The following is a 15,195-nucleotide window of genomic DNA, read 5'->3' as shown; positions in this document are numbered from 1 at the left end:
CATGACCACCACCACCCTCGACGGCGTGTCCGTCAACACCCAGGCCAGCGTTTACTTCGACGGCAAATGTGTCAGCCACGGCGTCACCTTCGCCGACGGCACCAAAAAATCGGTGGGCGTGGTGCTGCCCGCCACCCTGACCTTCAACACCGGCGCGCCTGAAATCATGGAGTGCGTGGCTGGCGGCTGCGAGTACAAGCTCAAGGGCAGCGACACCTGGCTCAAGTCCGGCCCCGGCGAAAAATTCAGCATCCCCGGCAACTCGTCATTCGACATCCGTGTGACCGAGGCTTACCACTACATCTGCCACTTCGGCTAATCAGCGCTTTTTCCACCATGGCCACCATCCTGCAAAACCTGCCCAAAGGGCAAAAAGTCGGTATCGCTTTCTCCGGCGGTCTGGACACCTCCGCCGCCCTGCTGTGGATGAAACAAAAGGGCGCCGTGCCCTATGCCTACACCGCCAACCTGGGCCAGCCCGACGAGTCGGACTACGACGAGATCCCGCGCAAGGCCATGGAATACGGTGCCGAGCAGGCCCGTCTGGTGGACTGCCGCACCCAGCTCGCGCACGAAGGCATAGCCGCCATCCAGTGCGGCGCCTTCCACATCAGCACCGGTGGCATCACCTACTTCAACACCACCCCGCTGGGCCGCGCCGTGACCGGCACCATGCTGGTGGCGGCCATGAAGGAAGACGACGTCAACATCTGGGGCGACGGCAGCACCTTCAAGGGCAACGACATCGAGCGTTTCTACCGCTACGGCCTGCTGACCAACCCCAGCCTGAAGATCTACAAGCCCTGGCTGGACCAGCAGTTCATCGACGAGCTGGGCGGCCGCGCCGAGATGAGCGCCTTCATGACGGCCAACGGTTTTGGCTACAAGATGAGCGCCGAGAAGGCCTACAGCACCGACAGCAACATGCTGGGTGCCACCCACGAGGCCAAGGACTTGGAGCTGCTGAGCAGCGGCATCCGCATCGTCAACCCCATCATGGGCGTGGCCTTCTGGAAGCCTGAAGTCGAAGTGAAGGCCGAAGAAGTGACGGTGCGCTTCGAGGAGGGCCAGCCGGTCGCCCTCAACGGTGAAACCTTCACCGACCCGGTGGCCCTGTTCCTCAAGGCCAACGAGATTGGCGGGCGCCACGGCCTGGGCATGAGCGACCAGATCGAGAACCGCATCATCGAAGCCAAGAGCCGCGGCATCTACGAAGCCCCCGGCATGGCCCTGCTGCACATCGCCTACGAGCGTTTGGTCACCGGCATCCACAACGAAGACACGATTGAGCAGTACCGCATCAACGGCCTGCGCCTGGGCCGTCTGCTGTACCAGGGCCGCTGGTTCGATCCGCAAGCCATCATGCTGCGCGAAACCGCCCAGCGCTGGGTGGCGCGTGCCGTGACCGGCGAGGTGACGCTGGAGCTGCGCCGTGGCAACGACTACAGCATCCTCAACACCGACAGCCCCAACCTGACCTACGCGCCCGAGCGCCTCAGCATGGAAAAGGTGGAAGACGCGCCCTTCACCCCGCTGGACCGCATCGGCCAACTCACCATGCGCAACCTCGACATCACCGACACGCGCGCCAAGCTGGGCATCTACGCCCACACCGGCCTGCTGTCGCTGGGCGAAGGCGCCAGCATGCTGCGCCTGGAGGGCGACAAAAAGAAGTGAGGCTTGGCGCCTTTCAATAAAAAACGGACGCCTCGGGCGTCCGTTTTTTATTGGGTCGGCGGTGCCGGACGTACTGGAGCAATTTGTGCTGGTTCGGCCCTTTGTTGATCACCCTGCCGCCGTCTCCGCAATCAGCACATCGGCCGGGATGCCCAGGCTCTTGTGCAGTCTGCGGATCATGGCCAGCGTCAGCGGACGCTTGCGGCTCAGGACTTCGTAGACGCGGTTGCTTTTGCCAATCATCGGCTCCAGATCTTTGACGGACAGACCGCTCTGATCCATCCGAAATTTGATGGCTTCCACCGGGTCTGGCGCGGCGATGCGTACGTGCTTGGCCTCGTAGGCTTGCACCAGCGTGGCCAGGATGTCCAGGCGATCCCCCTCCGGCGTGCCCAGGTCAGGGTCGGACGCCATCAAGGCCGAAATCTCCTTGAGCGTGGCCTTGTAGTCTGCTTCGGTGTGGATAGGGCGGATGTCCATGTCTTCCTCTGCGGCCGTTCAGGCCGAATCGATGGTTTCTGCGTCAACGGCGTCGTACTCCTTGTGGGTGCCGACAAACTTCACGTAGACGATCTGTAACTTGTACGCAATGGCCACGATCAATCGGTAGTCATTGCCTTTGATGTTGAAGACCACGCGACGGCTCTTCAGCACGCTGGCGCTGCGGTACTGCACCTTGATGTCGGCGGGCTGGGTCCAGGTGGCGAACGCCGCCTCCTCGTACCAAGCCTTCAGTGGCTGCTCGGCATCAGGGTGTCGCTCCCAGAAGGCTCGAAGGGTGGATACGGCAATCACGCGCATCGGCTGCAGTTTAGTCCCATTTTGGGACCATCGCAACCGGTGACTGCCCCCCACCATGAACAGCGCCAACTTGCAGCAACTGTTGCTGCGACAGATGGTTGAAGCACGCCAATGCGTCATTGACTCCCTCTTTAATTTACACAATTTGACTTTTGTGCTACACCTCTCCCACCGCAAACCGGGCTCCAAAGCCTGGAGGCGGCAGACACCGCAAGGGAGAAGGAAGAATGAGAATTGCCAGCCTGGACGACGACGAAGGGCAGTTGGAGCAGACCCGGTTTGCACTCAAGACCATGGGTCACGAGTGCCACACGTTTCTGACCGCCAAACAGTTTCAGAAGATGCTCCTGCGGGAGAGTTTTGACCTGCTGATGGTGGACTGGGCTTTGCCCGACAGCACCGGGCCCGAGGTGGTGCAGTGGGTGCGCCAACACGTCAAGGAAATGGTGCCCATCCTGTTTCTCACCAGCCGCCAGGACGAAGCGGCCATCATCGAAGGCCTGAGTGCGGGCGCCGACGATTTCATGGTCAAGCCGGTGCGGGTAGGCGAACTCAGCGCACGGGTCACGGCGCTGCTGCGGCGCAGTTATGCGGAGCAAGTGCCCAAGGACCTCAGTTGGGGCCCCTACCGTTTTCTGGCCGACCAGTGCGCGGTGGAGGTGGAAGGCCAGCCGGTGACGCTGACCAAAAAAGAGTTTGAACTGGCGCTGTTCTTGTTCCGCAACTCGGGGCGGCTGCTGTCGCGCGCGCACCTGCTCGAATCGGTGTGGTCGCCCGAACACACCGACGCCCAGGCCCTGCCCAGCCGCACGCTGGACACCCACATCTCCAAGCTGCGCTCGTTGCTGGGCCTGCAGCCCGAACGGGGCTTCAAGCTGGTTTCGGTGTACCGCCAGGGCTACCGGCTGGAAGCCTTGAACGACGCCCTGGCAGCTTGAATTGGCGCGGGCACGCCCTCAGATCACCACCGGCTCCGGCTCCAGCCGGATGCCAAAACGCTCGTAGACGCTGGTTTGTATGGCACGCGCCAGGGTCATCACCTCGCCACCGGTACAAGGGTGTTCTTCGTCGCCCCGGTTGACCAGCACCAGGGCCTGTTTTTCGTACACACCGGCGTGGCCCACGGTTTTGCCTTTCCAGCCGCAGGCGTCGATGAGCCAGCCGGCCGCCAGCTTGATGCTGCCATCGGCCATGGGGTAGTGCACCACCTTCGGGTCGCGGGCGATGATGTCGGCGCACTGCTCGGGCGTGACGGTGGGGTTCTTGAAAAAGCTGCCCGCGTTGCCAATGACGGCCGGGTCGGGCAGCTTGGCGCGGCGTATCGCCACGATCCAGTCGAAAAGGGTGGTGGCGTCCGGTGTGGTGTTGCCCGTTTCCGCCATCTTGCGCTCCAGGTCCAGGTAGCCCAGCACCGGCTTCCAGGGTTTGGGCAGCCAGAAGCGCACGTGGGTGATCAAGGCCCGGCCTGCCAGTCCGTAGCCTTTGTCGCCCGCGCGTTCGTGTTTGAAGACCGAATCGCGGTAGCCAAAACCGCATTGGGCGGCGCCCAGCGTGAAGGCGTGACCGGTGTCGAGTTCAACGGCGTCCAGCGAATGGAAACGGTCCTGCAGCTCCACCCCGTAGGCGCCGATGTTTTGTACCGGTGAAGCGCCCACGGTGCCGGGGATGAGGGCCAGGTTTTCCAGGCCAGGCCAGCCCTGGGCCAGGGTCCAGGCCACAAAATCGTGCCAGTTCTCGCCGGCCCCGGCCTCCACCAACCAACCTTTGGGGGTTTCTTCCACCAGGCGGCGCCCGGCGATTTCCACCTTGAGCACCAGCGCCTTGATGTCACCGGTGATCACCAGGTTGCTGCCACCGCCCAGCACAAAACGCGGCGTGTCGGCCCACTCGGACGCGCCCAGCAGCACTTGCACATCTGCGCTGCGGCGCACGCGCACCAACTGCTGCGCACGCGCGGCGATACCGAAGCTGTTGTATGGCTGGAGCGCCACGTTGTTCTCGACTAACATCCACGAATTGTCTCATTCGCCTCTGAAAAGCCCCTGCCATGCCTTCTTTTGACACCGTCCTCGACCCCAACCTGGTGGAAGTGAAAAACGCCATCGAACAGACCTCGCGCGAGATCGGCACCCGCTTCGACTTCAAGGGCAGCAGCGCTGCCGTGGAACTCAAGGACAAGGAAATCACCTTGTTCGGCGACAGCGATTTCCAGATCGGCCAGGTCGATGACATCCTCAAGAACAAGCTGACCAAACGCAACGTGGACGTGCGTTTCCTCGACGCCGGCAAGATCGAAAAAATCGGTGGCGACAAGGTCAAGCAGGTGGTCAAGGTGCGCAGCGGCATCGCCACCGAAGACGGCAAAAAAATCCAGGCCGCGCTCAAGGCCAGCAAGCTCAAGGTGCAAGGCGCCATCCAGGGCGACGCCGTGCGTGTCACCGGCGCCAAGCGCGACGACCTGCAGGCCGCCATGGCCATCATCAAGAAGGACCTGGCGGACCTGCCCCTGTCCTTCGACAACTTCCGCGACTGAGCGCCACCATGCCACGCCTGGGCGCTGTCCTGACCTGGCTGGTGCTGGCGGCGTCGCCCCATGCCTGGGCCCAGGCGGTGCAACTGGCCGGTTTGTCCAGCGGCAAGGCCTTGCTGGTCATCAACGGTGAGGCGCCCCGCTTTTTGAGCCCCGGGCAAACCGTGGCCGGCGTGCGGCTGCTGAGCCTGGGGGCCGACAGCGCGGAGGTGGATGTGTCCGGCGAACGCCGAACGCTGCGCCTGGGCCAGGCGCCCATTGGCATGGGCCAACAGGCCGCGCCATTGGCAAGCAACCGTGTGGTGCTGGAGGCCGGCCCGGGTGGGCATTTTGTCACCGCCGGCCAGATCAACGGCGGGCACGTGCAGTTCATGGTGGACACCGGCGCGACGGTGGTGTCATTGGGGCGTGCCGATGCCGAACGCATTGGACTCAAACTTGGCGACGGCAAACCCGTGCAGATGAACACCGCCAATGGCGCGGTGCTGGGTTACCAGGTGCGGCTCAACAGCGTGAAGGTGGGCGAGGCCACGCTGTACGACGTTCCCGCCGTGGTCATGCCCATGCCCATGCCCTATGTGCTGCTCGGCAACAGTTTTCTGTCGCGCTTCCAGCTCAGGCGCGACAACACCCAGCTCATTCTCGAAAAACGCTACTGAGGCCCCAGCCCATGCCAGCCCTTCCTCCCGAACAATGGCCCTCGGCCGGGTTGACACAGGATCTCATCAGCGCCTGGACCGACCTGGAGAACCGCCTGTCGCGCCTGCTGCGCACCCCGCACGAGGCCGACGACTTTGTGCACGACCTGCTGTTCATCGAACAGCACATGGTGGCCCTGCTGGAAACCGATGCCGACGGCTCGCTCTACCTGATGTTGCAACTGGCGGCCTCCAGCAATGTGGGCTACAGCGGATCACACGCCCTGGTGTGTGCCAGCTTGTGCCATCTGGTGGCGCCGACCCAGATCGACGACCCCGGGCTGATCCGCAGCCTCAACCGCGCGGCGCTGACCATGAACATCGCCATGACGCAGGTGCAGGACGAGCTCGCGCTGCAGGCCGGCCAGCCCACACCGCCTCAGAAAGAGAAGATCGACGCGCACGCCAGCGCGGGCGTGGCGCTGCTCGAAACGCTGGGTGTGTCCGATCCGGTGTGGCTGGAGATCGTCGCCCGCCACCACGATGCGCCCGAGCTGCCATCGGACGACCCCTCCCCCATCAACCTGCTGACCCGTGTGCTGATGGCCACCGACCGCTACACCGCGCTCATCAGCCCGCGCGAAACCCGCAGCGGCCGCTGCATCACCGACTCCGGCCGCAACGTGGTGGCGCGCAACGGCAACCTGCCCGACCCGGTGGGCCACGCCCTGCTGCGCACCGTGGGCATTTGCCCGCCCGGCACCTTTGTGCGACTGCAAGACCAGTCGGTGGCGGTGGTGTTGCGCCGCACCGACGTGCCCGGCGCGCCGCTCGTGGCGCCTGTGCTCGACGCCGACGCCCACCCCATTCCCGACCCGGTGCTGGTGCACACCGATGCCGAACCCCACCAGGTGGAGGCCGCCCTTGTCACCCGCACGGTGCGGGTGCGCCTGAACCACGCGCGGCTGCTGCAGATGGCCGCGCTGGTGTAATCGCACACCCCCGTCGCTTGCCCACTTCGTGTGGCCGCATCCCCCCTCAAGGGGGCAACACCAGCCGTCCGGCGAAGCCGGCCCGGCGGTGTTTCCCGGTCAGGTAACGGCGTCGCTCGCGGAAAACGCGTTGGACAAATGCCTCGTCAAGACTGCGCTGCGGTGGCGATGACCTCGATTTTCCAGTCCGAGTTGCCCAGTGCGGCCTGCACGGTGGCGCGTGGCGGTGTGTGGCCCGCGGCCACCCAGGCGTCCCACACCTCGTTCATCGCGCCAATCTCGCGGATGTCGCTGAGGTAGATCTGCACCCGCAGCAGCCGGGTTTTGTCGCTCCCACATTCGGCCAGGCGCTGGTCGATCTGGGCCAACACGTCCTGGGTCTGGCCGCGGATATCGGTGTCCCCGCGCTCGGGCACCATGCCGGCCAGGTAGACCACACCGTTGAACACGGCCGCTTCGCTCAGGCGCGGGCCCACGTGGAAACGCTGCAGGTTGTTCTCGCTCATTGTTTCTTTGCTCCGAGTTTGGATTCTTTGCCCGCCAGCAGGCGGTTGATGTTTTCGCGGTGCCGCCACAGCAGCAGCAAGCTCATGGCGGCAATGGCCAGCAGGACCGGTTTGGCCATGTACCAGGCCACACCGTTGCCCATCAGGTAGTACACCGGCGCAAACACCGCAGCGGCAATGGACGCCAGCGAGGAGTAGCGGAAAAAGCCGGCGATCAGCACCCAATTGAGCAAGGTGGCCACACCCAGCCAGGGCTCAAAGGCCAGCAGCACACCGGCCGCCGTGGCCACGCCCTTGCCGCCCTGAAAGCGGAAGAACACCGGGTACAGGTGGCCCAGAAACGCGGCCAAACCCACCAGCGCCAGCGTGGCATCGCCCAGCCCGTAAGCGGCGCCGAACTGCTGCACCAGCACCACCGGCACCCAGCCCTTGAGGGCATCGAGCAGCAGCGTGATGACGGCCGCCGCCTTGTTGCCCGATCGCAGCACGTTGGTGGCGCCCGGGTTTTTGCTGCCGTAGCTGCGTGGATCGCTCAAGCCCATGAGGCGGCTGACAATGACGGCGAACGACAAGGAGCCGATCAGGTAGGCGGCCAGAGTGGCCAGTGCGGGGTAAAGCGTTTCCATGGGGTCCTTGTGGGTCCTTATTCTTCAAGCGCGCAACTCACGGGTTGGGCCCCCAGCAAGTCCACACAGACCTGCGGCGCGATGCCCACCAGATAGCCACGTTTGCCGCCGTTGAGCCAAATGCGCGGCAGCAAAAGGATGGATTCTTCCATGAACACAGGCATGGTTTTGCGGGTACCAAAAGGCGAAGTGCCGCCCACCAGATAGCCACTGTGTCGGTTGGCCACCTCGGGCTTGCAGGGCTCCACCGATTTGCGCCCGATCTGGCGCGCCAGGTTTTTGGTGGACACCGTGCGGTTGCCATGCATCAACACCACCAGGGGCAGGGCCTTCTCGTCCTGCATGATCAAGGTCTTGACAACCGCAAACGGGTCCAGCCCCAACACTTGGGCGCTGTGCTGGGCACCGCCGTGCTCCAGGTACTCGTAGGGGTGTTCGGTGAACTCGATGGCCCGTGCCTTTAAAAGCGCGGTGGCCGGTGTTTCGCTGACGTGAGCCTTCTTCGCCATCGCAACAGACTCACTGTGCAGGGTCGCGGTACTCCCAGCGGATGGCGTCGATCTGCTTGAGCAACTCTGGCGACAACTCGGTGCCCCACGCGTCCAGGCACTCATCGAGCTGCGCCACCGAGGTCACGCCGATGATGGTGCTGGCCACGCGCCAGTTGGTGTAGCAGAAGGCCAGCGCCAGTTGCGCGGGCGTGAGGCCGTTGTCGCGCGCAAGCTGGTTGTAACGCTTGGCGGCCGCCAAGGCTTCGGGCCGGCCCCAGCGCTGTTTCTGCATCGACTCGTAAATGGCCATGCGGCCCTGCGGCTGCGCCACGCCGTGGATGCCGGTGCTGTCGTATTTGCCGGTCAGCAAGCCAAAGCCCAGCGGCGAATAGGCCAACAAGGACACCCCCAGGTGGTGCATGGTTTCGTCCAGGCCGTTGTCCAGGCTGCGGTTGATCAGGCAATACGGGTTTTGCACCGTGGCCACGCGCGGCAGGCCATGTTGCTCGGCCAGGCGCACGAACTCGTGCACGCCGTAAGGCGTTTCGTTGGACAGCCCGATGTAGCGCACCTTGCCGGCCTTGACCAACTCGCCCAGCGCCTGCAGTTGCTCATGGATGGACGTGCCCGCGCGGTCCTTCTTGGGGTCGAAATACAGCGCGCCAAAGGCCGGCACATTGCGCTCAGGCCAATGGATCTGGTAGAGGTCGATCACATCGGTTTGCAGTCGGCGCAGGCTGGCCTCGCACGAGGCCAGGATGTCCTGCCCCGTCATGCCCTGCCCGGCGCGTATCCAGGGCATGCCGCGCGACGGCCCGGCCACCTTGGTGGCCAGCACCAGCTTCTGGCGTGCCCCAGGGTTCTTGGCCAACCAGTTGCCAATGAAGGTTTCGGTGGCACCGCAGGTCTCGGCCGTGGCCGGGACGGCGTACATCTCGGCGGTGTCGATGAAATTGACGCCGCGCTCCAGTGAGCGGCTCAAGATGTGATGCGATTCGGCTTCGGCCACCTGCTGGCCAAAGGTCATGGTGCCCAGGCAGATGGGCGTGACGCGCAGGTCGCTTTGACCCAGTGAAACGAGATTCATGACAGGGGTTCCGGGAAGGACAAACAGCGGCTGAGTTTATGTCAGCGCACAGGCCTGCACCGCCCGCGAGGCCACAGCGTTCAGGCGGGCGGCACCAGCCCGGCCCGCGCCGCCGCCAGCACCGCATGCGTCAGCCCATCGAGCAAGGCCGACGTGGCGCGGGCGTGCTGCCAGTACAGGGGCACGTCCAATGGCAGGTTGGGCACCAGCGCCACCAACGTGCCCTGCCGCAGGTGCTCGGCGATCAGCGATTCGGGGTGCAGGCCCCAGCCCATGCCAGCGGCAGCGGCCACCACAAAGGCCTGCGACGAGGGCAGCGTGTGGCGCGGCAATTCCACGTGCTGCCCACACAGGCGGCGCACCCAACGCGTCTGCAGTTCGTCCTTGGGGCTGAACACCAAGCTGGGCGCGCGTGCCAGGCTGGCCGCGTCCACCCCGTCGGCGAAATGTTGGTGCACAAAGGCCGGGCTGGCGGCGGCCAGGTAGCGCATGGCCCCCAGCGGGCGGTGGTTGCAACCCGCCACGGCGCGCGCGCTGGCCGTGACGGCCGCCAGCACGGCGCCACCCCGCAACCACTCGGCGGTGTGGCCTTCGTCGTCCACCGCCACGTCCAGCAACACCGGCGCGCTGGCGGCGAAGGCGGCCACGGCGGGGGCAAACCAGGTCGCCAGGCTGTCGGCATTCACGGCCACAGGCAGCCGCACCCGCGCCTCGCCCGCCGGGTCCAGCGTGGGCAGCCCGGCCTGCAGCTCGTGTTCCAGCAGGCGCACGCGGTCCACGTGTTGGCACAAGCGCCGGCCAGTGTCGGTGGCCTGGCAGGGCTGGCCGCGCACCACCAGCGCGCAGCCCACCCGCTCTTCGAGCAGGCGCACGCGCTGTGAGATGGCCGAGGGCGTCACGTGCAAGGCGCGGGCAGCGCGCTCAAAGCTGCCTTCACGCACCACAGCGGCCAGCGCCGCCAAAGAGGCATAGTCCAACATGATTCAGTTTTTCTTCATCAACAACAGCAAAGACAGTTTGTCTTCATTTGATAACACAGGCAAGCTGGCGCCATGAACGAGATGTCCAACCCCCTCGTGTGGGCCCAGGTGGCCCCCGCTTTTGTCCAGGGCCTGGTGCTGAGCCTGGGCCTGATCGTCGCCATCGGCGCCCAGAATGCGTTTGTGCTGCGCCAAGGCCTGCGCCGCGAACACGTGGGCAGCGTGGTGGCCTTTTGTGCCGTGGCCGATGCCCTGTTGGTCAGCGCCGGTGTGCTGGGCATGGCCCAGGCGCTGGGCGAGCGCCCCGGCGTGGCACGGGCACTGGCGCTGGCGGGCGCGGCCTTCCTGGCCTGGTACGGCTGGCAGGCCTTGCAACGCGCTCGGCACGCCCACCAACTGCAGGCCAATCGCGACGGCGCCCGGTTGGGCCGGGGCGCGGTGCTGGCCCAGGCGGCGGCCTTCACCTTACTCAACCCCCACGTCTACTTGGACACCGTGCTGCTGGTGGGCAGCATTGGCGCGCAACAGCCGGCGCCGCTGCGGGGCTGGTTTGTGGCCGGCGCCAGCGTCGCCAGCCTGAGCTGGTTTGCCCTGCTGGGTTTTGGCGCCCGCTGGCTGGCCCCATGGTTTGCGCGCCCACGCGCCTGGCAGGTGCTCGATGCCCTGATCGGCCTGACCATGTGGGTGCTCACGGCCCTGCTGGTGCGCCATGCCCTGAACGGCCTGCTCTGAAACCCACAACCATGTACCTGCCCAGCTATCACCAGGCCAAGAACCCAGCCACCCTGCTGACCCTGATTGACCAGCACCCGCTGGGCGCCTGGGTGTGCACAGGCACCGAGGGCTTGATCGCCAACCACATTCCTTTTGTGTTGGACCGCAGCAGAGGCCCCCACGGCACCCTGATCGGCCACGTGTCGCGGGCCAACGGCGTCTGGCGCGGTCTGCGCCCCACGGCGCCGTCGGTGGTCATGTTCCAAGGGCCACAGGCCTACATCACACCGGCGTGGTACCCGGGCAAAACGGCCCACGGCGAGGTGGTGCCCACCTGGGACTACGTGGTGGCCCACTCCCACGGCGTGGCGCGCGCCATCGACGACCGCGACTGGCTGCTGGCCATGCTGGAACGCCTCACACAGGCCCAGGAAGTGGCCCGCCCCAGCCCCTGGCGGGTAGCCGATGCGCCCACCGCCTACATCGACCGCCTGCTGCGCGCCATCGTGGGCATCGAAATCCCGATCGACCGACTGGAAGGCAAACACAAGCTCAGCCAGGACGAAGCCCCGGCCGACCGCGTGGGCACGGTGACCGGCTTGCTGGGCGAACAGCGCGAGGAGGCACGGTTGCTGGCGGGCTTGGTGCAGCAGGCCATGGACTGATCCATCCCTGGCTGGACATCACCTCCCACCGCGATATAACATATCGACGTGTGATAAAGAGGCCAGCATGCACTTCAACATCTATCTCGACGATCAAACCGGGCAGCGCTTGACCGAGGCCGCCCAACAGGCGGGTGAGAACCGCAACGCTGTGATCCGCCGTGCGGTGCAGGAGTGGCTCGCACGCCGCCACCAGCCACAATGGCCAGCGGCCGTGCTGTCACACACCGGCAGCCCGGACATGCCTCCGTTCGAAGCGGGACGAACCGACCTGGCGCCCGCACTGGACGACCCACTGGCATGAAGTACCTGCTCGACACCTGCACCGTGAGCGATTTTGTGCGGGGTGACGCGGCGGTGCTCACAACGATGAAAAGCACGCCGCCAGACGAGATTGCGGTGTCGGTGGTCACGCGCATGGAAATCGACTACGGTCTGCTGCTGAACCCACAGCGCGCCCACAAACTGGCACCGGTCCTCAACGCCTTTCTCTCGTCCATCACCACACTGCCATTTGAAGAAGCCGACGCCAAAGCGGCGGCAAGCCTGCGCGCGGCGCTGCGACAGACAGGCCGCCCCATAGGCCCTTACGACTGCCAGATCGCGGGCTGCGGGCTGGCGCGTGGGCTGGTGGTTGTCACATCCAACGTGTCGGAGTTCTTGCGGGTGGGCGGCCTACGGATCGAGAACTGGCGCCAGGCTTGAGACAACTCAAGGCGGCAAGGCCGTGTTCCGCCCCCGCTCCAGGTGGATGAGGTACAGGCCGCTGGCGATGATGATGGCAGCGCCGGTCAATGTGTGGGCTTGTGGCAGGGTGTGCCAGAGCAGCCAGTCGATGCCGGCACCCCAGGCCAGGGCGGTGTATTCAAATGGCGCCACCGCCGAGGCCTGGCCATGGCGGAAGGCTTCGGTGATGCACAGCTGGGCGATGAAACCCGTGCCAGCCAAAGCGAGCAACAACCAGCCGTGCTCGGCCCGCACCGGCACCCAATTTGGCCAGGCCAGCACGCCGGCGCCCACCGCGATCATGGCCATGGACCAGAACACCAGGCTCACGGCCGAATCGGTGCGGCTGAGCAGGCGCCCGGTGATGGCCGAGACGGAGTAACACAGCGCGGCAGCCAGCACCGCCAACGCGCCCCAGGTGAAAAAGCCCTCGCCCTGCGGCTGCAAGGCGATGACCACCCCCACCAGACCGACCGCAATGGCGCCCCAGTGGGCGGGGCGCACGCGCTCCTTGAGCACCGGGATGGACAGGACCGTGATCAGCAGCGGCGCGACAAAGAAGATGGTGTAGGCCTCGGCCAGTGGCAGCTCGCGCAGCGCGAAGGTGAACAGGCTGAGCATGAGCACCCCGATGACACCGCGCAACAAGTGCAAGGGCCAGCGGATCTTGAGCAAGGTTTGGCCTTCGCGCCGCCAGGCCACGTAGAGCACCACCAGCGGCATCGCGGTGAGGCCACGCAACGCGGCCACCTGCAAAGCCGGGTAATGGGCCGACAGCAGCTTGAGCACGGTGTCCATGACCGAGAAAAAAGCCACCGCACCCAGCATCGCGAGGATGCTGCGCAAGTTTCCTGACGTCGGCATCAGTTGCGCCGCCGGGCCGCCCCAAGGCGCAACAGCCCCCTCGGGGGGCAGTGACCCGCGCAGCGGAGGAACGTGGGGGTCACCATCAGGCCAGACGCTCAAGAAAGAGCACGCCAAAGAAGCCCAGCGCCGCGATCACCGTCCACTTGAGCACACGCAGACCAAAAAGGCGGTATTTGGCCTGGCCGGTGCCGATGTAAAACGCGAACGACACGCCCGCCACCAGCAGCAGGAACATCATGGCCCAGCGGAACAGCAGCATGGTTGTGCGGCCTCAGACCAGGCGCTTCACCATGCCGGCGCGGGTTCGGCAAAACCGCGCGGGGCCTGGGAACGGTGTTCGAAATCGACGACCTCAAAGGCGTCTGGCTGGGCCAGCAAGGCCCGCAACAACTGGTTGTTGAGCCCATGCCCCGAACGGAAGGCGCTGTAGGCCGCCAGCAGCGGCTTGCCCACCACATACAGGTCGCCAATGGCGTCGAGGATTTTGTGTTTGACGAATTCGTCGCTGTAGCGCAGGCCATCGGCGTTGAGCACCTTGACGTCGTCCATCACGATGGCGTTGTCCAGGCCACCGCCCAGGGCGAGGCCGTTGGCGCGCATCATTTCCACGTCGCGCGTGAAGCCGAAGGTGCGGGCGCGGGCGATTTCGCGCGCATACTGGCCGCTGCCCATGTCGAACTCGACCCGTTGCCCGGTGGCGTTGACGGCCGGGTGGTCAAACTCGATCTCGAAGCTGAGCTTGTAGCCGTGGTACGGCTCCAGCCGGGCCCACTTGACGTTTTTGCCCTCGCCTTCGCGCACTTCCACCGGTTTGAGCACGCGGATGAAACGCTTGGGCGCGTTTTGCAGCGCGATGCCGGCGCTCTGCAGCAGGTACACAAAGGAGGCGGCCGAGCCGTCGAGGATGGGCACTTCCTCGGCCGTGATGTCGACGTAGAGGTTGTCGATGCCCAGCCCGGCACAGGCGCTCATGAGGTGCTCGATGGTGTGCACCCGGGCGCCATCGCGCGAGATGGTGGACGCCAGGCGGGTATCGGTGACCGAGGTGGCCGACACCGGTATGTCCACGGGTTCGGGCAGGTCCACACGGCGGAACACGATGCCGGTGTCGGGCTGCGCCGGGCGCAGCGTCAGCTCCACACGCTGGCCACTGTGCAGGCCGACGCCCACGGCGCGGGTGAGGGATTTGAGGGTTCGTTGTTGCAGCACGTCGCAATTTTACTTTTTTGAGCGTTTGGCTGCTGGTTGATCAGGCTATGGCCGCCATAGTGTCACGGCTCGGGTGGGCGCAAGTAGCGCGTGTCCGACCAGGTGGCCAACCACTGCGGGGCGAAAGCCACGAAGATGGCCGCACCCATACCGGTCAAAAACGCGTCGCCCCAGGCCATGAGCCAGTGCGCCACCAAGGCCTGCTCCAAACCCACCTGGCCCACCAGGCGGTACAGCAGTTCTTGCACCGCACCGGCCACAAACACACAGGCTGCCGTGCCCAGAAAACCTCGGCCCAGCACGTACACGAAGGGATTGGGCGGTAACCAGCGCCGCAGGGCCGCACCCAACAGCAGCGCGAGCGTGGCGGGCACCAACCCCACCCACACCAGTTGCGAGAGCACGGCCACCGCGCTCAGTGAACCCAAGGCCCACACCAACAACGCCACCACACACAAAGCCAGCACCGCCAATGGCCAGCCCACCATCAGCACCAGCAAACAGGCGCCCGAGAACTGGACAGCCAAGCCGGGTGGCATGCGTTGTGGCAACAGCCACAGCAGCGGCAAAAACACGATGGTGGCCATCCACGGCGTGAGCGCCCCGCCCTGAAGCATGCGCCAGGGCCGCAGACTCAACGCCACGGCCAAGGCCAGCAGGGCCAATGTGGCCTCCAGCCAGATGAG

Annotated in this window: 22 protein-coding genes; 10 read left to right on the top strand and 12 right to left on the bottom strand. The window is 65.3% G+C overall.

Going from position 1 to position 15,195, the window contains the following annotated elements:
* Window position 1 precedes the first annotated feature (1 nt).
* Together ppnP and argG are read left to right on the top strand one after the other, a co-directional pair.
* Window positions 2–319: a pyrimidine/purine nucleoside phosphorylase gene (gene ppnP, locus ACFQU0_RS18575; RefSeq protein ID WP_382203215.1), complete on the top strand. Its 318-nt coding sequence runs from the start codon at window positions 2–4 to the stop codon at window positions 317–319.
* Window positions 320–336: 17 nt separating this feature from the next.
* A complete protein-coding gene (gene argG / locus ACFQU0_RS18570; RefSeq protein ID WP_382203214.1) occupies window positions 337–1,677 on the top strand; it encodes an argininosuccinate synthase in 1,341 nt (446 codons plus the stop codon).
* Between the two features lie 108 nt (window positions 1,678–1,785).
* On the opposite strand, the gene ACFQU0_RS18565 is transcribed toward argG, so the two are convergent.
* Entirely contained in the window at window positions 1,786–2,157 is a 372-nt protein-coding gene (locus tag ACFQU0_RS18565) for a helix-turn-helix domain-containing protein (protein ID WP_382203213.1), read from the bottom strand.
* Between the two features lie 18 nt (window positions 2,158–2,175).
* Complete coding sequence (locus ACFQU0_RS18560; protein ID WP_382203212.1) at window positions 2,176–2,478, bottom strand: type II toxin-antitoxin system HigB family toxin; 303 nt, start codon at window positions 2,476–2,478, stop codon at window positions 2,176–2,178.
* A gap of 227 nt (window positions 2,479–2,705) precedes the next feature.
* Between ACFQU0_RS18560 and ACFQU0_RS18555 the strand changes: the two genes are divergently transcribed.
* Window positions 2,706–3,416 carry a response regulator transcription factor gene (locus ACFQU0_RS18555; RefSeq protein ID WP_382203211.1) on the top strand — a complete coding sequence of 237 codons (711 nt, stop codon included), beginning with the start codon at window positions 2,706–2,708 and terminating at the stop codon, window positions 3,414–3,416.
* Window positions 3,417–3,434: 18 nt separating this feature from the next.
* Here ACFQU0_RS18555 and murB read toward each other — a convergent pair whose 3' ends face one another.
* A complete protein-coding gene (gene murB, locus ACFQU0_RS18550) occupies window positions 3,435–4,487 on the bottom strand; it encodes a UDP-N-acetylmuramate dehydrogenase (protein ID WP_382203210.1) in 1,053 nt (350 codons plus the stop codon).
* A 38-nt stretch (window positions 4,488–4,525) separates the two neighbouring features.
* On the opposite strand from murB, the gene ACFQU0_RS18545 reads away from it, so the two are divergent.
* From ACFQU0_RS18545 to ACFQU0_RS18535, 3 genes are read left to right on the top strand one after another with little or no spacing between them, the layout of a single operon-like run.
* A complete protein-coding gene (locus ACFQU0_RS18545) occupies window positions 4,526–5,011 on the top strand; it encodes a YajQ family cyclic di-GMP-binding protein (protein WP_382203209.1) in 486 nt (161 codons plus the stop codon).
* Between the two features lie 8 nt (window positions 5,012–5,019).
* A complete protein-coding gene (locus ACFQU0_RS18540; protein WP_382203208.1) occupies window positions 5,020–5,667 on the top strand; it encodes a retropepsin-like aspartic protease family protein in 648 nt (215 codons plus the stop codon).
* An 11-nt stretch (window positions 5,668–5,678) separates the two neighbouring features.
* Window positions 5,679–6,638, top strand: coding sequence for an HD-GYP domain-containing protein (locus ACFQU0_RS18535; protein WP_382203207.1), 960 nt, complete (start codon window positions 5,679–5,681; stop codon window positions 6,636–6,638).
* Window positions 6,639–6,784: 146 nt separating this feature from the next.
* On the opposite strand, the gene ACFQU0_RS18530 is transcribed toward ACFQU0_RS18535, so the two are convergent.
* The 5 genes from ACFQU0_RS18530 to ACFQU0_RS18510 all read right to left on the bottom strand — a co-directional run bounded on the left by ACFQU0_RS18530 (window position 6,785) and on the right by ACFQU0_RS18510 (window position 10,328).
* Window positions 6,785–7,144 carry a RidA family protein gene (locus ACFQU0_RS18530; RefSeq protein ID WP_382203206.1) on the bottom strand — a complete coding sequence of 120 codons (360 nt, stop codon included), beginning with the start codon at window positions 7,142–7,144 and terminating at the stop codon, window positions 6,785–6,787.
* The gene (plsY, locus tag ACFQU0_RS18525) at window positions 7,141–7,770 is read right to left on the bottom strand and encodes a glycerol-3-phosphate 1-O-acyltransferase PlsY (RefSeq protein WP_382203205.1); all 630 of its coding nucleotides are present in this window, start codon (window positions 7,768–7,770) and stop codon (window positions 7,141–7,143) included. The genes ACFQU0_RS18530 and plsY overlap by 4 nt, the downstream gene beginning before the upstream one ends.
* 17 nt (window positions 7,771–7,787) lie before the next feature.
* The gene (locus ACFQU0_RS18520) at window positions 7,788–8,279 is read right to left on the bottom strand and encodes an aminoacyl-tRNA deacylase (protein ID WP_382203204.1); all 492 of its coding nucleotides are present in this window, start codon (window positions 8,277–8,279) and stop codon (window positions 7,788–7,790) included.
* Between the two features lie 10 nt (window positions 8,280–8,289).
* A complete protein-coding gene (locus ACFQU0_RS18515; protein ID WP_382203203.1) occupies window positions 8,290–9,348 on the bottom strand; it encodes an aldo/keto reductase in 1,059 nt (352 codons plus the stop codon).
* A gap of 80 nt (window positions 9,349–9,428) precedes the next feature.
* Window positions 9,429–10,328, bottom strand: coding sequence for a LysR family transcriptional regulator ArgP (locus tag ACFQU0_RS18510; protein ID WP_382203202.1), 900 nt, complete (start codon window positions 10,326–10,328; stop codon window positions 9,429–9,431).
* A gap of 81 nt (window positions 10,329–10,409) precedes the next feature.
* Here ACFQU0_RS18510 and ACFQU0_RS18505 point away from each other — a divergent pair, with 81 nt between their 5' ends.
* From ACFQU0_RS18505 to ACFQU0_RS18490, 4 genes are all read left to right on the top strand, one after another.
* Complete coding sequence (locus tag ACFQU0_RS18505) at window positions 10,410–11,060, top strand: LysE/ArgO family amino acid transporter (protein WP_382203555.1); 651 nt, start codon at window positions 10,410–10,412, stop codon at window positions 11,058–11,060.
* Window positions 11,061–11,071: 11 nt separating this feature from the next.
* Complete coding sequence (locus ACFQU0_RS18500) at window positions 11,072–11,707, top strand: FMN-binding negative transcriptional regulator (RefSeq protein ID WP_382203201.1); 636 nt, start codon at window positions 11,072–11,074, stop codon at window positions 11,705–11,707.
* 67 nt (window positions 11,708–11,774) lie between these two features.
* Window positions 11,775–12,011 carry a ribbon-helix-helix domain-containing protein gene (locus tag ACFQU0_RS18495; RefSeq protein WP_382203200.1) on the top strand — a complete coding sequence of 79 codons (237 nt, stop codon included), beginning with the start codon at window positions 11,775–11,777 and terminating at the stop codon, window positions 12,009–12,011.
* Window positions 12,008–12,412: a type II toxin-antitoxin system VapC family toxin gene (locus tag ACFQU0_RS18490; RefSeq protein ID WP_382203199.1), complete on the top strand. Its 405-nt coding sequence runs from the start codon at window positions 12,008–12,010 to the stop codon at window positions 12,410–12,412. Before ACFQU0_RS18495 ends, ACFQU0_RS18490 begins: the two co-directional genes overlap by 4 nt.
* A gap of 6 nt (window positions 12,413–12,418) precedes the next feature.
* Here ACFQU0_RS18490 and ACFQU0_RS18485 read toward each other — a convergent pair whose 3' ends face one another.
* The 4 genes from ACFQU0_RS18485 to ACFQU0_RS18470 all read right to left on the bottom strand — a co-directional run bounded on the left by ACFQU0_RS18485 (window position 12,419) and on the right by ACFQU0_RS18470 (window position 15,192).
* Window positions 12,419–13,297 carry a DMT family transporter gene (locus ACFQU0_RS18485; protein ID WP_382203198.1) on the bottom strand — a complete coding sequence of 293 codons (879 nt, stop codon included), beginning with the start codon at window positions 13,295–13,297 and terminating at the stop codon, window positions 12,419–12,421.
* A gap of 85 nt (window positions 13,298–13,382) precedes the next feature.
* Entirely contained in the window at window positions 13,383–13,559 is a 177-nt protein-coding gene (locus tag ACFQU0_RS18480) for a hypothetical protein (protein ID WP_382203197.1), read from the bottom strand.
* Window positions 13,560–13,585: 26 nt separating this feature from the next.
* A complete protein-coding gene (lpxC, locus tag ACFQU0_RS18475) occupies window positions 13,586–14,509 on the bottom strand; it encodes a UDP-3-O-acyl-N-acetylglucosamine deacetylase (protein WP_382203196.1) in 924 nt (307 codons plus the stop codon).
* 62 nt (window positions 14,510–14,571) lie between these two features.
* The gene (locus tag ACFQU0_RS18470; protein WP_382203553.1) at window positions 14,572–15,192 is read right to left on the bottom strand and encodes a hypothetical protein; all 621 of its coding nucleotides are present in this window, start codon (window positions 15,190–15,192) and stop codon (window positions 14,572–14,574) included.
* Window positions 15,193–15,195: the final 3 nt, after the last annotated feature.

The organism is Hydrogenophaga defluvii (assembly GCF_042665235.1).
GTDB classification, from domain to species: domain Bacteria; phylum Pseudomonadota; class Gammaproteobacteria; order Burkholderiales; family Burkholderiaceae_C; genus Hydrogenophaga; species Hydrogenophaga defluvii_A.
Note: the sequence above shows the minus strand (reverse complement) of the source record. Positions and strands in the feature narration are given on the sequence as shown.